This is a genomic window from Achromobacter sp. UMC46 (assembly GCF_014170335.1).
Taxonomy (GTDB): Bacteria; Pseudomonadota; Gammaproteobacteria; order Burkholderiales; family Burkholderiaceae_B; genus Achromobacter.
Window position 1 is genome coordinate 112000 of record NZ_LZZS01000033.1, and the last position, 15366, is coordinate 127365.

Annotated in this window: 17 protein-coding genes; 9 read left to right on the plus strand and 8 right to left on the minus strand. The window is 67.2% G+C overall.

What is annotated here, in order from left to right; translation table 11 throughout:
* Nucleotides 1–32: 32 nt before the first annotated feature.
* On the minus strand, nucleotides 33–464 hold the full coding sequence (locus tag A9973_RS22375) for a GFA family protein (RefSeq protein ID WP_183015867.1): 432 nt from the start codon (nucleotides 462–464) through the stop codon (nucleotides 33–35).
* A 208-nt stretch (nucleotides 465–672) separates the two neighbouring features.
* Here A9973_RS22375 and phnC point away from each other — a divergent pair, with 208 nt between their 5' ends.
* The 3 genes from phnC (at nucleotide 673) to phnE (ending at nucleotide 3431) form a co-directional block, all read left to right on the plus strand.
* The gene (gene phnC, locus A9973_RS22380; RefSeq protein WP_183016013.1) at nucleotides 673–1515 is read left to right on the plus strand and encodes a phosphonate ABC transporter ATP-binding protein; all 843 of its coding nucleotides are present in this window, start codon (nucleotides 673–675) and stop codon (nucleotides 1513–1515) included.
* Nucleotides 1516–1571: 56 nt separating this feature from the next.
* Entirely contained in the window at nucleotides 1572–2555 is a 984-nt protein-coding gene (gene phnD / locus A9973_RS22385; protein ID WP_183015868.1) for a phosphonate ABC transporter substrate-binding protein, read from the plus strand.
* Nucleotides 2556–2636: 81 nt separating this feature from the next.
* Entirely contained in the window at nucleotides 2637–3431 is a 795-nt protein-coding gene (phnE, locus tag A9973_RS22390) for a phosphonate ABC transporter, permease protein PhnE (protein WP_183015869.1), read from the plus strand.
* 42 nt (nucleotides 3432–3473) lie between these two features.
* Here phnE and A9973_RS22395 read toward each other — a convergent pair whose 3' ends face one another.
* The 3 genes from A9973_RS22395 to A9973_RS22405 form a co-directional block, all read right to left on the minus strand.
* Nucleotides 3474–3986 (minus strand): GAF domain-containing protein, encoded by a 513-nt coding sequence (locus tag A9973_RS22395; RefSeq protein WP_183015870.1) that lies wholly within the window; start codon nucleotides 3984–3986, stop codon nucleotides 3474–3476.
* Entirely contained in the window at nucleotides 3983–4957 is a 975-nt protein-coding gene (locus A9973_RS22400; RefSeq protein ID WP_183015871.1) for a tripartite tricarboxylate transporter substrate binding protein, read from the minus strand. The genes A9973_RS22395 and A9973_RS22400 overlap by 4 nt, the downstream gene beginning before the upstream one ends.
* Before the next feature lie 64 nt (nucleotides 4958–5021).
* Nucleotides 5022–6857, minus strand: a complete 1836-nt coding sequence (locus A9973_RS22405; protein ID WP_183015872.1) for a gamma-glutamyltransferase family protein — start codon at nucleotides 6855–6857, stop codon at nucleotides 5022–5024.
* A 108-nt stretch (nucleotides 6858–6965) separates the two neighbouring features.
* Between A9973_RS22405 and A9973_RS22410 the strand changes: the two genes are divergently transcribed.
* Nucleotides 6966–7910 carry a LysR family transcriptional regulator gene (locus tag A9973_RS22410; RefSeq protein WP_183015873.1) on the plus strand — a complete coding sequence of 315 codons (945 nt, stop codon included), beginning with the start codon at nucleotides 6966–6968 and terminating at the stop codon, nucleotides 7908–7910.
* Between the two features lie 54 nt (nucleotides 7911–7964).
* Here A9973_RS22410 and phnN read toward each other — a convergent pair whose 3' ends face one another.
* From phnN to phnF, 4 genes are all read right to left on the minus strand, one after another.
* Complete coding sequence (gene phnN / locus A9973_RS22415) at nucleotides 7965–8555, minus strand: phosphonate metabolism protein/1,5-bisphosphokinase (PRPP-forming) PhnN (protein ID WP_183015874.1); 591 nt, start codon at nucleotides 8553–8555, stop codon at nucleotides 7965–7967.
* Nucleotides 8552–9295 carry a DUF1045 domain-containing protein gene (locus tag A9973_RS22420; RefSeq protein ID WP_183015875.1) on the minus strand — a complete coding sequence of 248 codons (744 nt, stop codon included), beginning with the start codon at nucleotides 9293–9295 and terminating at the stop codon, nucleotides 8552–8554. The genes phnN and A9973_RS22420 overlap by 4 nt, the downstream gene beginning before the upstream one ends.
* A 2-nt stretch (nucleotides 9296–9297) precedes the next feature.
* Nucleotides 9298–10491, minus strand: a complete 1194-nt coding sequence (locus A9973_RS22425) for an alpha-D-ribose 1-methylphosphonate 5-triphosphate diphosphatase (protein ID WP_183015876.1) — start codon at nucleotides 10489–10491, stop codon at nucleotides 9298–9300.
* A gap of 110 nt (nucleotides 10492–10601) precedes the next feature.
* Nucleotides 10602–11324: a phosphonate metabolism transcriptional regulator PhnF gene (gene phnF / locus A9973_RS22430; protein ID WP_183015877.1), complete on the minus strand. Its 723-nt coding sequence runs from the start codon at nucleotides 11322–11324 to the stop codon at nucleotides 10602–10604.
* Nucleotides 11325–11508: 184 nt separating this feature from the next.
* Here phnF and phnG point away from each other — a divergent pair, with 184 nt between their 5' ends.
* From phnG to phnK, 5 genes are read left to right on the plus strand one after another with little or no spacing between them, the layout of a single operon-like run.
* On the plus strand, nucleotides 11509–11979 hold the full coding sequence (gene phnG, locus A9973_RS22435; RefSeq protein ID WP_183015878.1) for a phosphonate C-P lyase system protein PhnG: 471 nt from the start codon (nucleotides 11509–11511) through the stop codon (nucleotides 11977–11979).
* Nucleotide 11980: 1 nt separating this feature from the next.
* Nucleotides 11981–12598 carry a phosphonate C-P lyase system protein PhnH gene (phnH, locus tag A9973_RS22440; protein WP_183015879.1) on the plus strand — a complete coding sequence of 206 codons (618 nt, stop codon included), beginning with the start codon at nucleotides 11981–11983 and terminating at the stop codon, nucleotides 12596–12598.
* A gap of 1 nt (nucleotide 12599) precedes the next feature.
* The gene (locus tag A9973_RS22445; protein WP_183015880.1) at nucleotides 12600–13715 is read left to right on the plus strand and encodes a carbon-phosphorus lyase complex subunit PhnI; all 1116 of its coding nucleotides are present in this window, start codon (nucleotides 12600–12602) and stop codon (nucleotides 13713–13715) included.
* Nucleotides 13712–14593 (plus strand): alpha-D-ribose 1-methylphosphonate 5-phosphate C-P-lyase PhnJ, encoded by an 882-nt coding sequence (locus A9973_RS22450; protein WP_183015881.1) that lies wholly within the window; start codon nucleotides 13712–13714, stop codon nucleotides 14591–14593. The genes A9973_RS22445 and A9973_RS22450 overlap by 4 nt, the downstream gene beginning before the upstream one ends.
* Nucleotides 14590–15366 (plus strand): phosphonate C-P lyase system protein PhnK, encoded by a 777-nt coding sequence (gene phnK, locus A9973_RS22455; RefSeq protein ID WP_183015882.1) that lies wholly within the window; start codon nucleotides 14590–14592, stop codon nucleotides 15364–15366. The genes A9973_RS22450 and phnK overlap by 4 nt, the downstream gene beginning before the upstream one ends.

Sequence of the window (15366 nt, forward strand, 5' to 3'; positions counted from 1 at the left end):
GCGCTTCGATATTCAACCATCAGGTTGAATTTTTATGTAACGGCCTGCGCGCTCGGTTCGTCGACGCCGTGGAATTCGCCCGGGTGCTGGGGCAGCCCATCCGTGATGTCGAACCACGGGGCCTTGTCGGCCACGTGGCAGTTCGCCGCAGGCTTCACGCCGGGGTCGTCGTCCAGTGCCCCCAGCGGCAGGCCATAGGTATCGGGCATCTGGTCGAAGCGGCTGAGCAGTGGCGTGCCGCAGGCTTCGCAGAAACCCCGGTAGTTGCCCGGCGACGAGGCGTACCAGGTGACGTGGTTCTCGCCCTTCGTCCATTGGAAATCGGCGGCTTGAACCGACGCGCGGCTGCGGAAGGCCGCCCCGTGCGACTTGCGGCACATGACGCAATGGCAGTTCAGGGCGTTGGTGAGGGGGCCGTTGATCTCGTAAGCCACGCGGCCGCACAGGCAGGAACCTTTGATCATGATGAGCGCCAGGCAAGTGGGGGGAACAATTCGAATATACCTGCGCCGCAAGACGGCGCAACACGCGGGCCAGGCCATTTATGACGGAGGTCTTTCAGTCGGTTGCTGACCCCGTATTTTCAGCCAAATGATTCGATCCCCAGGTCATCGCGCTGTCATGCGGCGAAAACAGAATGCCGCCATGACCACACAAAAAGGGGATCAGACGATGACGTACGCCATCGAAGTGCAGAATTTGAGCAAGACGTTCCATGCCGGCGCCAAAGCGCTGGACAACGTCAGTCTTCAAGTGGCTGACGGTGAAATGGTGGCCTTGCTGGGTGCGTCGGGGTCGGGCAAGTCCACGTTGCTGCGTCATCTGGCGGGTTTTGTCGCCGGCGATGCGGGTCAGGGCAGTGTCAAGGTCAATGGCCAGCAGATCCAGCAGAACGGCCGCTTGAGCCGCAATGTGCGCGCCGCGCGCGCCAGCATCGGTTTCGTGTTCCAGCAATTCAATCTGGTCGGCCGCCTGCCGGTCATCACCAACGTCTTGACCGGCATGCTGCCGCGCGTGCCGCTGTGGCGCAGCCTGACCCGCTGGTTCCTGCGCGGCGAAGTGCGCCAGGGCCTGGAAGCGCTTGCCCAGGTTGGTATAGACGACTACGCATTTCAGCGCGCCTCCACGTTGTCCGGCGGCCAGCAGCAACGCGCGGCGATCGCGCGCACGCTGGTGCAGAACGCCCGCGTGATCCTGGCCGATGAACCCATCGCGTCGCTGGACCCCGAATCGTCGCGCCGCGTGATGGACACGCTGGCCCAGATCAACCGCAGCCGCAAAGTGGCCGTGGTGGTGTCGCTGCACCAGGTCGACGTGGCATTGCGCTATTGCCCGCGCGTCGTCGCATTGCGCCACGGCAAGGTGGTCTATGACGGCCGCGCGGCCGACCTGACACCCGAGATGCTGCGCGACCTGTACGGCTCCGAGTTGAGCGAACTGCTTCCCGAATATTCCGCCCACGCGCCGGCCATGCCGAGCCTGGCGCCGTTGTCCCGACTGGCGCAAGCGGCCTGATCCGGCTTCGCCCTCCCTGTTCCGACCTCTCTGCCCTTACATACCCGGAGTCACCCATGCTACGCAGAACCTTCGTCACCCTGATCGCCGCCGCCGCGTTGTCCACCCAGGCGTACGCGCAAGACGCCAAGACGTTGAACTTCGGCATCATCTCGACCGAATCGTCGACCAACCTGAAGTCCGTCTGGCAACCCGTCATCGACGACTTGAGCCGCGCCATCGGCGTGCCGGTCAAGCCCTTCTTCGCGTCGGACTACGCCGGCATCATCGAAGGCATGCGCTTCAACAAGGTCCAGTTGGGCTGGTTCGGCAACAAGTCGGCCATCGAAGCCGTGGACCGTGCCAAGGGCGAAGTGTTCGCGTCGGTCATCGACAAGGACGGCAACCCCGGCTACTGGTCGCTCTTGATCGTCAACAAGGACAGCAACCTGAAGACGCTGGACGACGTGCTGAAGAACGGCGCCAAGCTGAGCTACGGCGCGGGTGACCCCAACTCCACGTCCGGCACCGCCGTGCCCGGCTACTACCTGTGGGCCGCCAACAAGATCGAACCCAAGACCTTCTTCAAGACGGTGCGCGCCAGCAACCACGAAGCCAATCTGCTGTCTGTCATCAACAAGCAGGTGGACGTGGCGGTCAACAACACGGAAGCGCTGGAGCGCTATCGCCTGAACACCGGCAAGGACGCCAACGACAGCGTGCGCGTGCTGTGGAAGTCGCCGCTGATCCCGGCGGATCCGCTCGTCATGCGCTCGGACCTGCCGGCCGACCTGAAGGCCCGCGTGCGCGACTTCTTCGTCAACTACGGCAAGGGCAAGGACGCCGAGCGTGAAATGGCCAATCTGAAGGCGCTGACCTATCAGGGCTTCCGCGCGTCCGACAACCAGCAGCTGGTGCCGATCCGCCAGATCGAACTGGCCCGTGAAAAGGCCAAGGTCGAAGCCGACACCACGCTGGGCCAAGCCGAAAAGCAGAAGCAGCTGACCGAGCTGGACGGCAAGCTGGCCAGCCTGGGCCAACCCGCCATCGCCAAGCAATAAGCCTTGCCGCAAGGCACCGGCGTGCCATGAGGCACGCCGGTGCCTTTTCTCCGAATGCTCCCAAGCGGATCGCCTTTCTCCATGAACCTAGCCACCCATCCCTCTCGCTTGACTGCCGCGCCGCGTTCGTCGCTGCCGGTCCTTCTTGTCTGGGCCGTCGTGCTTGCGCTGCTTGTCATGTCGTGGCGCGGCGCGGACATGCGGCCGCTCGACCTGCTGCGCGACTCGGGCAACATGGCCCAGTTCGCCGCCGATTTCTTCCCGCCCAATTTCCGCGATTGGCGCATGTACCTGGACGAGATGATCGTGACGGTGCAGATCGCCGTGTGGGGCACCTTCCTCGCCATCGTGGTGGCGGTGCCGCTGGGGCTGCTGTGTTCGTCGAACATGGTGCCGGCCTGGGTCTACCAGCCGATGCGCCGCCTGATGGACGCCTGCCGCGCCATCAATGAAATGGTGTTCGCGATGCTGTTCATCGTGGCCGTGGGCCTGGGCCCCTTCGCGGGCGTGCTGGCGCTGTGGGTGCACACGACCGGTGTGCTGGCCAAGCTGTTCTCGGAAGCGGTAGAGGCCATCGATCCGCGTCCCGTGGAAGGCGTGCGGGCCACCGGCGCGAACGCGCTGGAAGAAATCGTCTACGGGGTGATCCCGCAGGTGCTTCCCCTGTGGATCTCGTACTCGCTGTACCGCTTCGAATCGAACGTGCGTTCGGCATCGGTGGTCGGCATCGTGGGCGCCGGCGGCATCGGCACGGTGCTGTGGGAGATCATCCGCAGCTTCCGCTACGCCGAAACTTGCGCGGTGATGATCATCATCGTGGCGTTCGTGATCGTGATCGACATGCTGTCGTCAAGGATACGGCGGGCGTTGATCTAAGCGGCGAATGACCCGCCGGGCGCGGGTCATTTTCAAGGCGTTTCAGCCTGCGGCGCGCAGCGCCAGGAACGCCGGCAGCGCCAGCAAACCCGCCAGCCGTGCGTTGTCGATGTCCGCGTCCGAGACCTTTGCGCGCGGCATCAGGAAGTTCACGGTGCCCAGGCAGGCGCCGGCGTAGACGACCGGGATGTTGATCACCGACTGCAGGCCCAGGTCGCGGATGGCGTCGTGGTCGTTGAAGAATTCTCGGATCGCGGCTTCGCCTTCGCCCACGAACACCTGCTGATCAATCAGGACGTGGCGGCCCCAAGGCGTGCCGCGCTTGTCCTTGCTGCCGCCCGGGGGATAGGCCTGCGGGTTCGAGCTGTACAGGCGCACCACGCGCATGGCGTCCGCGTCGTAGCGGTTAACGGTGCACAAGGCGTGCCCCAGCGCGGCGTGGGCGTAGGCGTCGATGGCTTGCAGCGCGGCCGCCGCGTCGGCCGAGGCGTACGCCCGCGCGACGGCCTGCACGCCGGCCGGCGCGGGAGGCTGTGGGATAGCGTGGCCGGTCATTCCGCGGTGATCCCCAATTCCTTGATCAGCTTGCCGTACTTGTCGGCATCGCGCACGAGGATCTGGCCGAATTGCTCCGGCGTGGTTTCGGTCAGCAGCACGCCCATGTCGCCCATTTTCTTGATGACGTCGGGACGCTTCAGGATCAGGTTGATCTCGCGGTTCAGGCGGGCGGTCAGCTCGGGCGGCATGCCCGCCGGGCCGAAGGCGCCGTACCAGACCGACAGCTCATAGCCCGGCAGCGTTTCGGCGACCGTGGGCACCTCGGGCAACAGCGGCGAGCGCTTTTCCTCGGTGACGGCCAGCAGTTTCAACTTGCCGGTCTGCACGTGCGGCAGCGTCTGCGTGCCCGCGCTGAACAGCACCTGGGTGCGGCCGGCCACCGTGTCCAGCACGGCGGGGGCGCCGCCGCGGTAGGGGATGTGCATCATCTTCACGCCGGCGGCTTTCTCGAACAGCGCCGCGCTCAGGTGGTTGGTCGAGCCCTGGCCGGCCGACGCGTAGGCGACCGTATCCGGGCGCTCTTTCACGTAGGCGATGAATTCCTTCAGGTTGGCCGCGGGCACCGACGGGTGGACCACCATCGTGTTGGTCACCAGCGCCAGTTCGGCGATGGGCGTGAAGTCCTTCACGCCGTCGAACGGCATGTTGGAGTACAGCGCCTGGTTCATGGTGTGCGTGCTCATCGAACCGACCAGCAGCGTGTAGCCGTCGGGCTTGGCGCGGGCCACGAAGGTGGTGCCGATGTTGCCGGACGCGCCCGAGCGGTTCTCGACGATGACGGACTGGCCCAGCGACTGAGTCAGCCCCTCGGAAAGCACGCGCGCCAGGATGTCGGTGGAGCCGCCTGCCGCCCACGGCACGATCAGCGTGATGGGTTTTTCTGGCCAGGCGGCCTGGGACAGCGCGGGCGCGGTCAGCGCCAGGCCGAACGCGCAGGCGCGCAATAGTCGTTTGAATCGCAACGTCATGGTGATTACCCCTTGTGCAAGTGCCGGTCTGGACGCCGGCTGGAATGGAACTGGTTGATCTGGTTCATCGGCCGACCGCATAGCCCTGCATGCCGCGCGGATTGGCGCCGGCGCGCAGCAGCAAGCCGCCGCCCGCCGCGGGTTCGCGCGTGCAGGCGCTGATGCGGCCTTCGGACCACGCGGGCCCGACTTTGACCTCGTGGCCGGCATCGCGCAACGCCTGGATCGTGGCGTCCGGCAGGCGGGACTCCACCGTCAGGCGGTTCAGCGTCTGCGCGCGAGGCCAGAACGAGCCCGGAAAATGGTCGATGTGCCACGAGGGCGCATCGATGGCTTCCTGCAGGTTCATGCCCATCGCATGGCGCAGGAAGAACGTCACGGTCCACTGGTCCTGCTGGTCGCCGCCCGGCGTGCCGAACGCCATATAGGGTTGCCCGTCGCGCAGCACGAGACCGGGCGACAAGGTGGTGCAGGGGCGCTTGCCCGGCTGCAGCTGGCCCGCTACTCCATCGTCCAGCCACGTCATCTGCAACCGGGTCGTCAATGGGAAACCCAGGCCCGGCACGACCGGGCTGGACGACAGCCAGCCGCCCGAGGGCGTGGCGGCGACCATGTTGCCGTCCCGATCGATGACGTCGATCTGGCAGGTGTCGCCCACGAAGATTTCGCGCGCGGCCCATTCGGCCATGGGCGGCAAGGCCGCGAAGGTGGGCTCGCCCACGCCGAAGCGGATGTCGGAGGCGGCCAGCGTGCGATCGGCGGCGGCCAGATCGGGCAGGCGGGGCGCCAGGCCGGCAGGGCTGCCCGGTTGCAGGGCCGTGGACGCTTGCGTGCCGATCCCGCCCGCCCGCTGCCGCGCATACGCGTCGCTCAGCAGCGCGGCCAGAGGCACCTGCACGAAATCGGGGTCGCCATACCAGGCGGCGCGGTCGGCGAAGGCCAGTTTGGCGGCTTCGGCGACGCGGTGCACGAATTGCGGCGAGGTCGGCTCCAGGCCGTCCAGGCCCAGGTGTCGCAGCATCGCCAACTGCTGCAGGTGCACCGGTCCTTGCGACCAGACGCCGCATTTGGCGACGGTGTAGCGGCCGTATTGGGTCGTGGCCGGCTCGTCGTAGGTGGCGCGCCAGTCGGCCATGTCCGCCTTGCGCAGCAGCCCGCGGTTGCGCTGCCCGGTGGTGTCGCGCACGGCCTCATGGGTGTAGTAAGTGTCAATCGCGTCGGCGACGAAACCCCGGTACCAGCTCTCCAGCGCGGCATCGATGCGGCCGCGGCGGTCGCTGCTGGCGGCGTGCGCCTCGTCCAGGATGCGGGTGTAGGTCGCGGCGATGGCGGGCGTGCGGAACAGGGCGTCGGGCGCAGGCACGCGGCCGCCGGGCATCCAGACATCGCGGGAACTCGTCCATTCGTCGCGGAACAGCGCCTGCACGGCCAGGATGGCCTGCGACACGCGGGGCACCAGCGGAAAACCGTCGCGCGCATAGTCGATGGCCGGTTGCAGCACGTCGGCCAGTTCCCAGGTGCCATAGTCGCGCAGCAGGGTCAGCCAGGCGCCGAACGCGCCGGGTACGGTGGCGGGCAGCAGGCCGATGCCGGGCACCAGTTCCACGCCCAGGCCGCGGAAGTAGGCGGGCGTGGCCAGCGCGGGCGCGGGCCCTTGGCCGCACAGCGCGCGCATGCGCTGCTCGCGTTCGCTCCAGAGCAGGATCGGCACCTCGCCGCCCGGACCGTTCAGGTGCGGCTCGACGATCTGCAAGGTGAAGCCGCCGGCGACGGCGGCGTCATAGGCGTTGCCGCCGCGTTCCAGCACGCCCATCGCCACTTGCGAGGCCAGCCAGTGCGTGGAGGACACGACGCCGAAGGTGCCGCGTATTTCGGGGCGGGTGGTGAAGGAATCGCTCATGGTGAGGGGGCAGGCTGCGGGGAAAGTGAATGGAAGTATAGGATTGTGAAATAACTCGATTCAGCTTTGTTGGCATAATTGAATAACCATTTGGTTATAGAGAACCCCATGAGCTGGGATGCTGCCCGTCTGGCCAATCGCCTGAAGCACCGCCATCTGGCGCTGTTGACCAACATCGCCAAGCACGGCTCCCTGACCCGGGTGGCCGCGGCCACCGGCATCAGCCAGCCCGCCGTCACCAAGGCGCTGGCCGAACTGGAGGACATCTTCGGCGCGCCGCTGTTCCTGCGCAGCGGGCGCGGCCTGCAGGCGACTCCGCTGGGCGAACTGGCCTTGCTGCGCGCACGCCATATGCAGAGCGATCTGGACTTGTGGGCGCGCGAGGTCGAGGCCTTGCATGCCGGCCGCTCGGCGCACCTGAACGTGGGCGTGGTGCCGTATGTGTCCAGCGCCTTGCTGACGGCGGCCATCAGCCGGCTGCATCAGCGCCATGGGGTGACGCTGACCTTGCACCGCGCTACCACGGATCATCTGGTGCCGATGCTGCGCCGCCACGAGCTGGACTGCATCGTCAGCCGCGCGACGTCGACCGTCGCGCTGGACGACCTGATGCACCGGGTGCTGTATCGCCAGCGCCCGCGCCTGATCGCGCACAGCCGCCTGGCGCAGCGCCTGGCCCGGCGCGCGCCGGACTGGCCGGCGGTCGCGGCCATGGACTGGGTTTTGCCGGCCGCCAATACGCCCACCCGGCAACTGATCATGGAGCATTTCATCCGCGCCGGGCTGCGCCCGCCGTCGCCGGTGCTGGAAGCCTATTCCACCGATGTGATCGAGGGCATGCTGACGATGAACGAGGCATTGATCTCGGTCGTGCCCGAGGACATCGCGCGGGAACTCTGCCAGCGCGGCAAGCTGGGCAGGGTGCCCTGGGATTTCGGCTGGGAGTTGCCGCCCATCAACCTGATCCGCCGCAGGCGCGAACAGGCGCTGGCGGCGGAAGAGCGCTTTTCAGACATATTGCTGGACCTGTGCGCGGACCCGCCGGCGGTCTGAGGCGCGTTAGCGGGCGCGTTAATAGGCTCATTAACGGGCTCATTAACGGGCTCGTTAACGCGCGAGCTGTTCCCGCGCGATCGTCAGCAGGGCGGCGGCGGCCGATTCGGGGGCGCCGTTATTGCTGACCTGCGCCAGGCGGCACGCTTGCGGCACGGCAAAGGCCTGCGTGGCGCGCGACAGCCGCTGCGCGATCTGTTCCGCGCTTTCCCGCCCGCGGCCCGTCAGGCGGTGCGCGAGCAGGTCGGGGTCGACGGTGACCTCTACCGCCGTCAAGGCGGGATAGCGGGCGTGCGCCGCCTGCAGATGCGCGCGCGACCCGTTGACGATGACGGCCGCGCCGCAAGCCAGCCAGGTGTCGATTTCGATGCCGATGCCATAGTGCAGTCCATGGCTTGCCCAGCGCAGCGCAAAGCACCCCAGCGCCGCGCGGCGCACGAATTCTTCCGTCGATAGCGGTAGCGAGTCTTCGGTGCTGGCGCTGTCGCGGGTGATGTAGCGGTGCGCGACCAGGACGGGTTCGTCATGTTGCAGATGGGCGCGCATCAGCCGCAGCAGCGTGTCCTTGCCGCTGCCCGATGCGCCCATCAGGTAGATCAGCCGCGTGCCGTCGGCGGGCGGCGAGGCCGTGGCCGGTCGGATCATGGCGCGGACGGCCCTTGCAGGTAGCCGGCGCCGATCGCGTCCGTATGCGTGCCGTCGAAACCGTAGTGGCGCGCGGCGATGAAGTCAGCACCGGGTTCGGGCTGCACGAAGACGCTGATGGCGGGCACCGCCATGGTCTGCCCGCGCAACGGATCGGCAAAGGCGGCGATGCCGCGCTGCGCCTGCTCCAGCGCGTCATCGGCCAGTTTTCCGGTCAGCGTGATGTGGAACGTATAGGTGTCGAACACATAGGGGTAGCCCCAGTGCGCCAGCATGGCTTGCTGTTCGGGCGGCAGCGAATGCGGTTGGCGGCGCGCGGTTTCCTCGGGCGTGGGCGGGGCGCGCAAGGGGTCCAGTCCGCGCACGGCGGCGTTGGCCAGGGCCTGGATGCGGGCCTGGCCTTGTTTATCGGATTCGGCGATGCGCCACGCCAGGAAACCGCGCAGCGTTTCGCATTCCAGCTCTACCTCGAAGGGGAGGATGCCGCAGGCCAGTTCCCGGGCGGCCGCGTCTACCGCTTGCGGCGTGGCGCCGGCGCGCAGCCGGAAAGGCGGCTTCAGCGTGGCGTGCAGGCCGTAGTGGCGCGGCGCCGCCGTCCAGGCGGGGGACGGTTTGGACATGCCGGGCGGGAGCGCAAGCGCGTCGCCCGTGTCGGCGCAGCGGCCCAGCCAGCGGCTGCCGTATTCGCGCCAGGGGCCGGTGGGCGCCAGGTACAAGGCGTAGCGATGGGCAAGCGGCATGGTCAGGCCGCCATGCGCAGGCTGTTGTCGTGGCCGAACACGCGCGTGGCGTAGCGCAGTTCGCCCCCCACGATCGCGGCGACCACGCGCGGCAGGCCGGCCACCTGGTCGTCCACCACGATGGCGTCGGCGATCAGGCCGGGTACCAATGCGCCCCGGTCTTTCAGGCCGGCGGCGCGCGCCGGATTCAGCGACACCAGGTTCCAGGCCTGCGCCAGCGGCAGCACGCCGTCCTGCACCAGCCGCATGACGGCGGCCAGCGGGGCGGGGTAGTAGTAGTCGGAGGTCAGGATGTCGCACAGGCCATCGCGCACCATCTCGGTGGCGCTGGGCGCGCCGGTGTGGCTGCCGCCGCGCACGACGTTGGGCGCGCCGAAGACGACGGCGTTGCCCAGGTCGCGGGCGACGCCGGCGGCTTCGCGGGTCAGCGGGAATTCCGCCACGCCGCAACCCAGCTGATGGTAGTAGCGCCGCGTGGCGGCGTCGGGATCGTCGTGCGAGGCCACTTTCAAGCCGGCCGCCTGCGCGCAGGCGGTCAGTTCGCGCATGGCGTCGGCCACAGAGTCGGCGGCGGACATCGCCGCGCGGATGCGTTCCTGGAAGGTGTCCAGGTCGCATTCGGCGCGGCTGGCGTATTGCATCAGCTTGCGGTCGTCGCCCAGGCGGCGCGCCATGGTGGGCAAGTGGTCGTTCAGGGCAAGGAAGCGCACGCGGCCGTCGCGGATCCATTGCTGGGCCAGCTCCACGCCGCCCACGTGATGGGTTTCGAAGCGCAGGTGCACGTAGTGCCGCGCGCCCATCATGTGCTGCATGCGTGCCAACGCGTCGAACATGCGTTCGGCGTAGGCCTCACCGCGCAACCCGCCTTCCCAGGACAGGGTCACGCCATGGAACTCGGTGGTGATGCCGTTGGCAAGCAGTTGGCGGTCTACGTCGAACAGCGCGCTGTCATACGGGAAGGTGACACTGGGCCGGGGCATGATGGCGCGTTCGAAGGCGTCGCCATGCAGGTCGACGATGCCGGGCAGCACCAGCAGGTCGCCGGCGTCGAACCACGGGGCGCCGCGCGCGGGCGTCGCGCCGCTGTCGTCGATCAACCCGCCCTGGAAGCGCAGGCTGGCTTGTTCGACGCCGCGCGGCGTCAGGATGCGTTGGCCTGTGACACCGGCCAGGGGCGAGGGGGCATGTGAGTTCATGGCGTGACGTTATCGATATTGCATGACAACCAGATGTCTAGATGTGTGTTGTTGCTTTCCAATGCTGTTTCGCGCATCGCCGCCGGCAGTCCCCGACGGGGTCTTGCAGCCTAGCTTTCGTCCGCGACCATCAACTGCACCAGGTCGCCGACGAAGCGGGTGATGCTGTATTGCAGCGGGGCGCCTTCCTGGTCCACGTTCAGCGCTTCTACCTGGAGGATCGGCCGCGTCTTGGGCTGGCCTAGCAGGCGGGCGACTTCTGGCGCGGGCAGCGCCGCGGTGATGCGCGACCATTTGCGCGTGTAGTCGCCGATGCCGTAGTGCGCATAGACCTTGGACACCGAACGCAGGGCGGTCAGGCGGTCGGCGAAATCCGGAAAGCGCTTTTCATCGAAGAAGTGCTCGGATGCGCTGATGGGCCGGTTCTCGGCTTTGCCTACCATCTGCACGCGCAACAGCGGCGCCGTGCGGGCAAGCCCCAGGTGCTTGGCGATATCGGCCGCGCGCAAGGTCTGGCTGCCCAGGGCTTCCAGGTGGCCCAGCACACCCTGGCTGCGCAGGTTCTCGGAAAAGCGCGTGCGCTTGCCGATGGCGTAATCGATGGCGTGTTCCTGCACGAAGGTGCCGCGACCCTGCTCGATCCGGACCAGGCCGCTTTGCTCCAGTTCGCCCATGGCGCGCCGGATGGTGTGGCGGTTGACCGAGAACTTGGCCGCCAACTCTGGCTCGGACGGCAGCTGTTCGCCCGCCATATAGAGCTTGTTGCGGATGTCGTCCGCCAGGGACTCGCCGATTTGCCGCCAGACGGCGATGCCGGAACCTCTTTCAACCATAGGGTGCGCTCGTGCTGTCACATCAGCTTCATGAAGAATGGCTGTGATTGTGCCTCATGCGGCGGCCGCGGGATAGGCGGTGCACAGATGCCGCGGCTGTCATCAAAAATTCACGCCAGGCTGTTGAACTTGGAATTCAGAGCGATCATACTTCATCCGGTCGTCTAGACGTGTAGAGGAAATAATGGATCACTCACAAGCAGGACAGGACGCGGCCAACGCCCAGCGCGCCGCCTGGATGCGCGTGCTGTCGCTGGCCAGCCCGGCTGCGCTGGAAGGGGCGTTCAGCGCCTTGGGACAGGTGCCCGCGCACCAGATGCTGCGGCCGGCCCAGACGGGCATGGCCATGGTGCGGGCCCGCAGCGGCGGCACCGGCGCGCGCTTCAACCTGGGGGAAATGACCGTGACACGTTGCGCCGTCACGCTCGGCGAAGGCGTGGTCGGCGTGGCCTACGTGCAGGGCCGTTCGCTGCAGCACGCCGAACAGGCCGCCGTGGCCGACGCGCTGCTGCAATTACCGGATTGGCACGACACCGTGCAGGCCCAGTTGATCCAGCCGCTGGCGCAGCAGCATGCCGACCGGGTCGAGCGCCAGGCGCAGGTGGCGGGGCAGACCAAGGTGGAGTTCTTCACGATGGTGCGAGGCGAGGACTGACATGCAACAACAGACACTGAAATCCCCGGCCGCCAGCCGTGGCCTGTTGCCGGGCTTTGCCGACCCCGTCAACGATGCGCAAACCACCTTCCGCACGGCGTTGCAGGCCCTGGCGCATCCGGGACGCGTCCATCAGATCGTCGCGGAAAGCGGCGTGCCGCCCGGGCTGTCGCCCGCGATGACGGCGATGCTGCTGACCTTGGTGGACGTGGACACCCCGCTGTGGCTGCCCCGCGCGGTGGGCGCCGATGTGCTGGCGTTCCTGCGCTTCCATTGCGCCTGCCCCATCGTGCCGTCGCCCGCGCTGGCGCGATTTGCCGCGGTGCCGGCCGGTTTCGACGCCCCGGCGCTGTCGGCCTGCCATCCGGGCGACCCCGCCTATCCCGATTTGTCGACCACGCTGCTGATGGACGTGGCGTCGCTGTCCGGGGGTGACACGGTCCAGTTGTCCGGCCCGGGCATCCAGACGCGGCAGGCCCTGTCGGTGGACGGACTTGCCGACAGCTTCTGGCGCGAATGGCGGCTGAATCATCAACGGTTTCCGCTGGGCGTCGACGTGTTCCTGACGCAGGGACGGCGGATTTGTGGATTGCCGCGCACGACGCGCGTGGAGAACTGACATGTATGTCGCCGTGAAAGGGGGCGAACGCGCCATCCTGAATTCCTACCGCATGCTGGACGGCTACCGGCGGGGCGACCGCGAGGTCCCCGAGCTGAGCCTGGACCAGATCCGCGAACAGATGCCGCTGGCGGTGTCGCGTGTGATGGCCGAAGGGTCGCTCTACGATCCGCAACTGGCCTCGCTGGCGCTCAAGCAGGCCGCGGGCGATGTGATCGAGGCGGTGTTCCTGCTGCGGGCCTATCGCACGACGCTGTCGCGCTACGGTTATACGCAGCCGATCGACACGGGCGCCATGCGATTGCAGCGCCGGATCTCGTCCACGTTCAAAGACGTGCCGGGCGGCCAGATCCTGGGCCCGACTTACGACTACACGCAGCGCCTCTTGGACTTCTCGCTGGAGGCGCAGCGCGAAGCCGATGCGCTGCCGCCGGGTGACGAGGCCCTGGATAGCAACATGCCGCGCGTGACCGATCTGCTGGCGCACGACGATCTGATCGACGCCGAGGCCGTGCCGGAAGGCGATCCCGAACCCTTCGACCTGACGCGCCAGCCGCTGGATTTTCCAGCGCCGCGCGCCGCCCGCCTGCAGAACCTGGCGCGCGCCGACGAAGGCTTCCTGCTGTCGATGGGCTATTCGACGCAACGCGGGTACGGCAACACGCACCCGTTCGCCGCCGAGATCCGCTACGGCGCGCTGGAAGTCGAGATGCACATCGAAGAGCTGGGCTTCACCGTGACGGTCGGCGAAATCGAGATCACCGAATGCCAGATGGTCAGCCAGTTCGCGGGCAATGCGGAAGAAGGGCCGAAATTCACGCGGGGGTATGGGCTGACGTTCGGCTACGGCGAACGCAAGGCCATGTCGATGGCGCTGGTGGACCGCGCCTTGAAGGCGAAGGACCTGGGCGAACGCGCGGATTCCCCGGCAAACGACCACGAGTTCGTGCTGTATCACAGCGACAACGTCGAGGCCTCCGGCTTCGTGCAGCACTTGAAGCTGCCGCACTACGTGGACTTCCAGGCCAACCTGGAACTGTTGCGCCGCATGCGCTCTGAACGCGCCGATGGCGCGCCGGCCCCCAACGAACTGATGGACGAGGCGGTTTCCTCATGAGCGCACAACACGCTACGGTCGAACGCGACGACCACTACAACTTCGCGTACCTGGACGAATCCACCAAACGCATGCTGCGCCGCGCGCTGCTCAAGGCCGTGGCGATCCCCGGCTACCAGGTGCCGTTCGGCAGCCGCGAAATGCCGCTGCCCTACGGCTGGGGCACGGGCGGCATCCAGGTCACCGCATCCATCATCGGCCAGGACGACGTGTTGAAGGTCATCGACCAGGGGTCGGACGACACCACCAACGCCATCAACATCCGCCGCTTTTTCGGCCGGGTGACCGGCGTGGCGACGACCGAATCCACGCCGGACGCCACCATCGTCCAGACACGCCACCGCATCCCCGAAACGCCGCTGGCCGAAGGGCAGGTGATGGTGTTCCAGGTGCCGATCCCGGAGCCGCTGCGCTGGCTGGAACCCAGCGAGACCGAGACGCGCACGATGCATGCGCTGGCCGAATACGGCGGCATGCACGTCAAGCTGTACGAAGACATCGCGCAGCACGGCCATATCGCCACCACCTACGACTATCCGGTCATCGTGAACGACCGCTACATGATGCGGCCGTCGCCGATCCCCAAATTCGACAACCCCAAGCTGGACGGCAGCCCCGCGCTGATGCTGTTCGGCGCCGGCCGTGAAAAGCGCGTGTACGCGGTGCCGCCCTACACCCGGGTCAAGAGCCTGGACTTCGAGGACCATCCGTTCACGGTCGAGAAGTGGAGCGAATGCTGCGACTTGTGCGGATCGCGCGACAGCTTTCTGGATGAGATCATCCTGGACGACGCGGGCACGCGCCGCTTCGTCTGCTCGGACACCGAATACTGCAACAACCGCCAGACGCAGCAACACGACGACGAGGCCGCCGCATGACTCCCCAACCTTTGCTTTCCGTGCGCGGCATGACGCGCACCTGGGACGGCGTGCACGGCTGCCGCGACGTGTCCTTCGACCTCTATCCGGGCGAAGTGCTGTGCGTGGTCGGTGAGTCCGGCTCGGGCAAGAGCACGCTGCTGTCGGCCGTGTCGTACCAGACCCAGCCGGATGCCGGCAGCGTCTGGTACGACACGAGAGACCAGGGTTTCATCGATCTGGCTGCGCTGCCGGGCGCGCGGCTGCGGCTGCTGTCGCGCACCGATTGGGGCTTCGTGCGGCAGAACGCGCGCGAGGGCCTGCGCATGCAGGTCAGCGCGGGCGCCAACATCGCCGAACGGCTGATGGCGGTCGGCGACCGGCACTATGGAGATCTGCGAGAAGTAGCCGGCAACTGGCTGCAGAAGATGGAGATCGACGCGGGCCGGCTGGACGATACGCCGGTGTCGTTTTCGGGCGGCATGCAGCAGCGCCTGCAGATCGCGCGCAACCTCGTGACGCATCCGCGCCTGGTGTTCATGGACGAGCCCACCGCGTCGCTGGACGTGTCGGTGCAGGCGCGCCTCCTGGACCTGCTGCGCCAGTTGGTCGCCGACTTGGGGCTGGCCGCCATCGTGGTCACGCACGACCTGGCGGTGGCGCGACTGCTGGCGCACCGCACGCTGGTGATGCGCGGCGGCGTGGTCGTGGAAAGCGGGCTGACCGATCAGATCCTCGACGACCCCCAACACCCCTACACCCAGTTGCTGGTGTCTTCCATTCTGCAGAGCTGA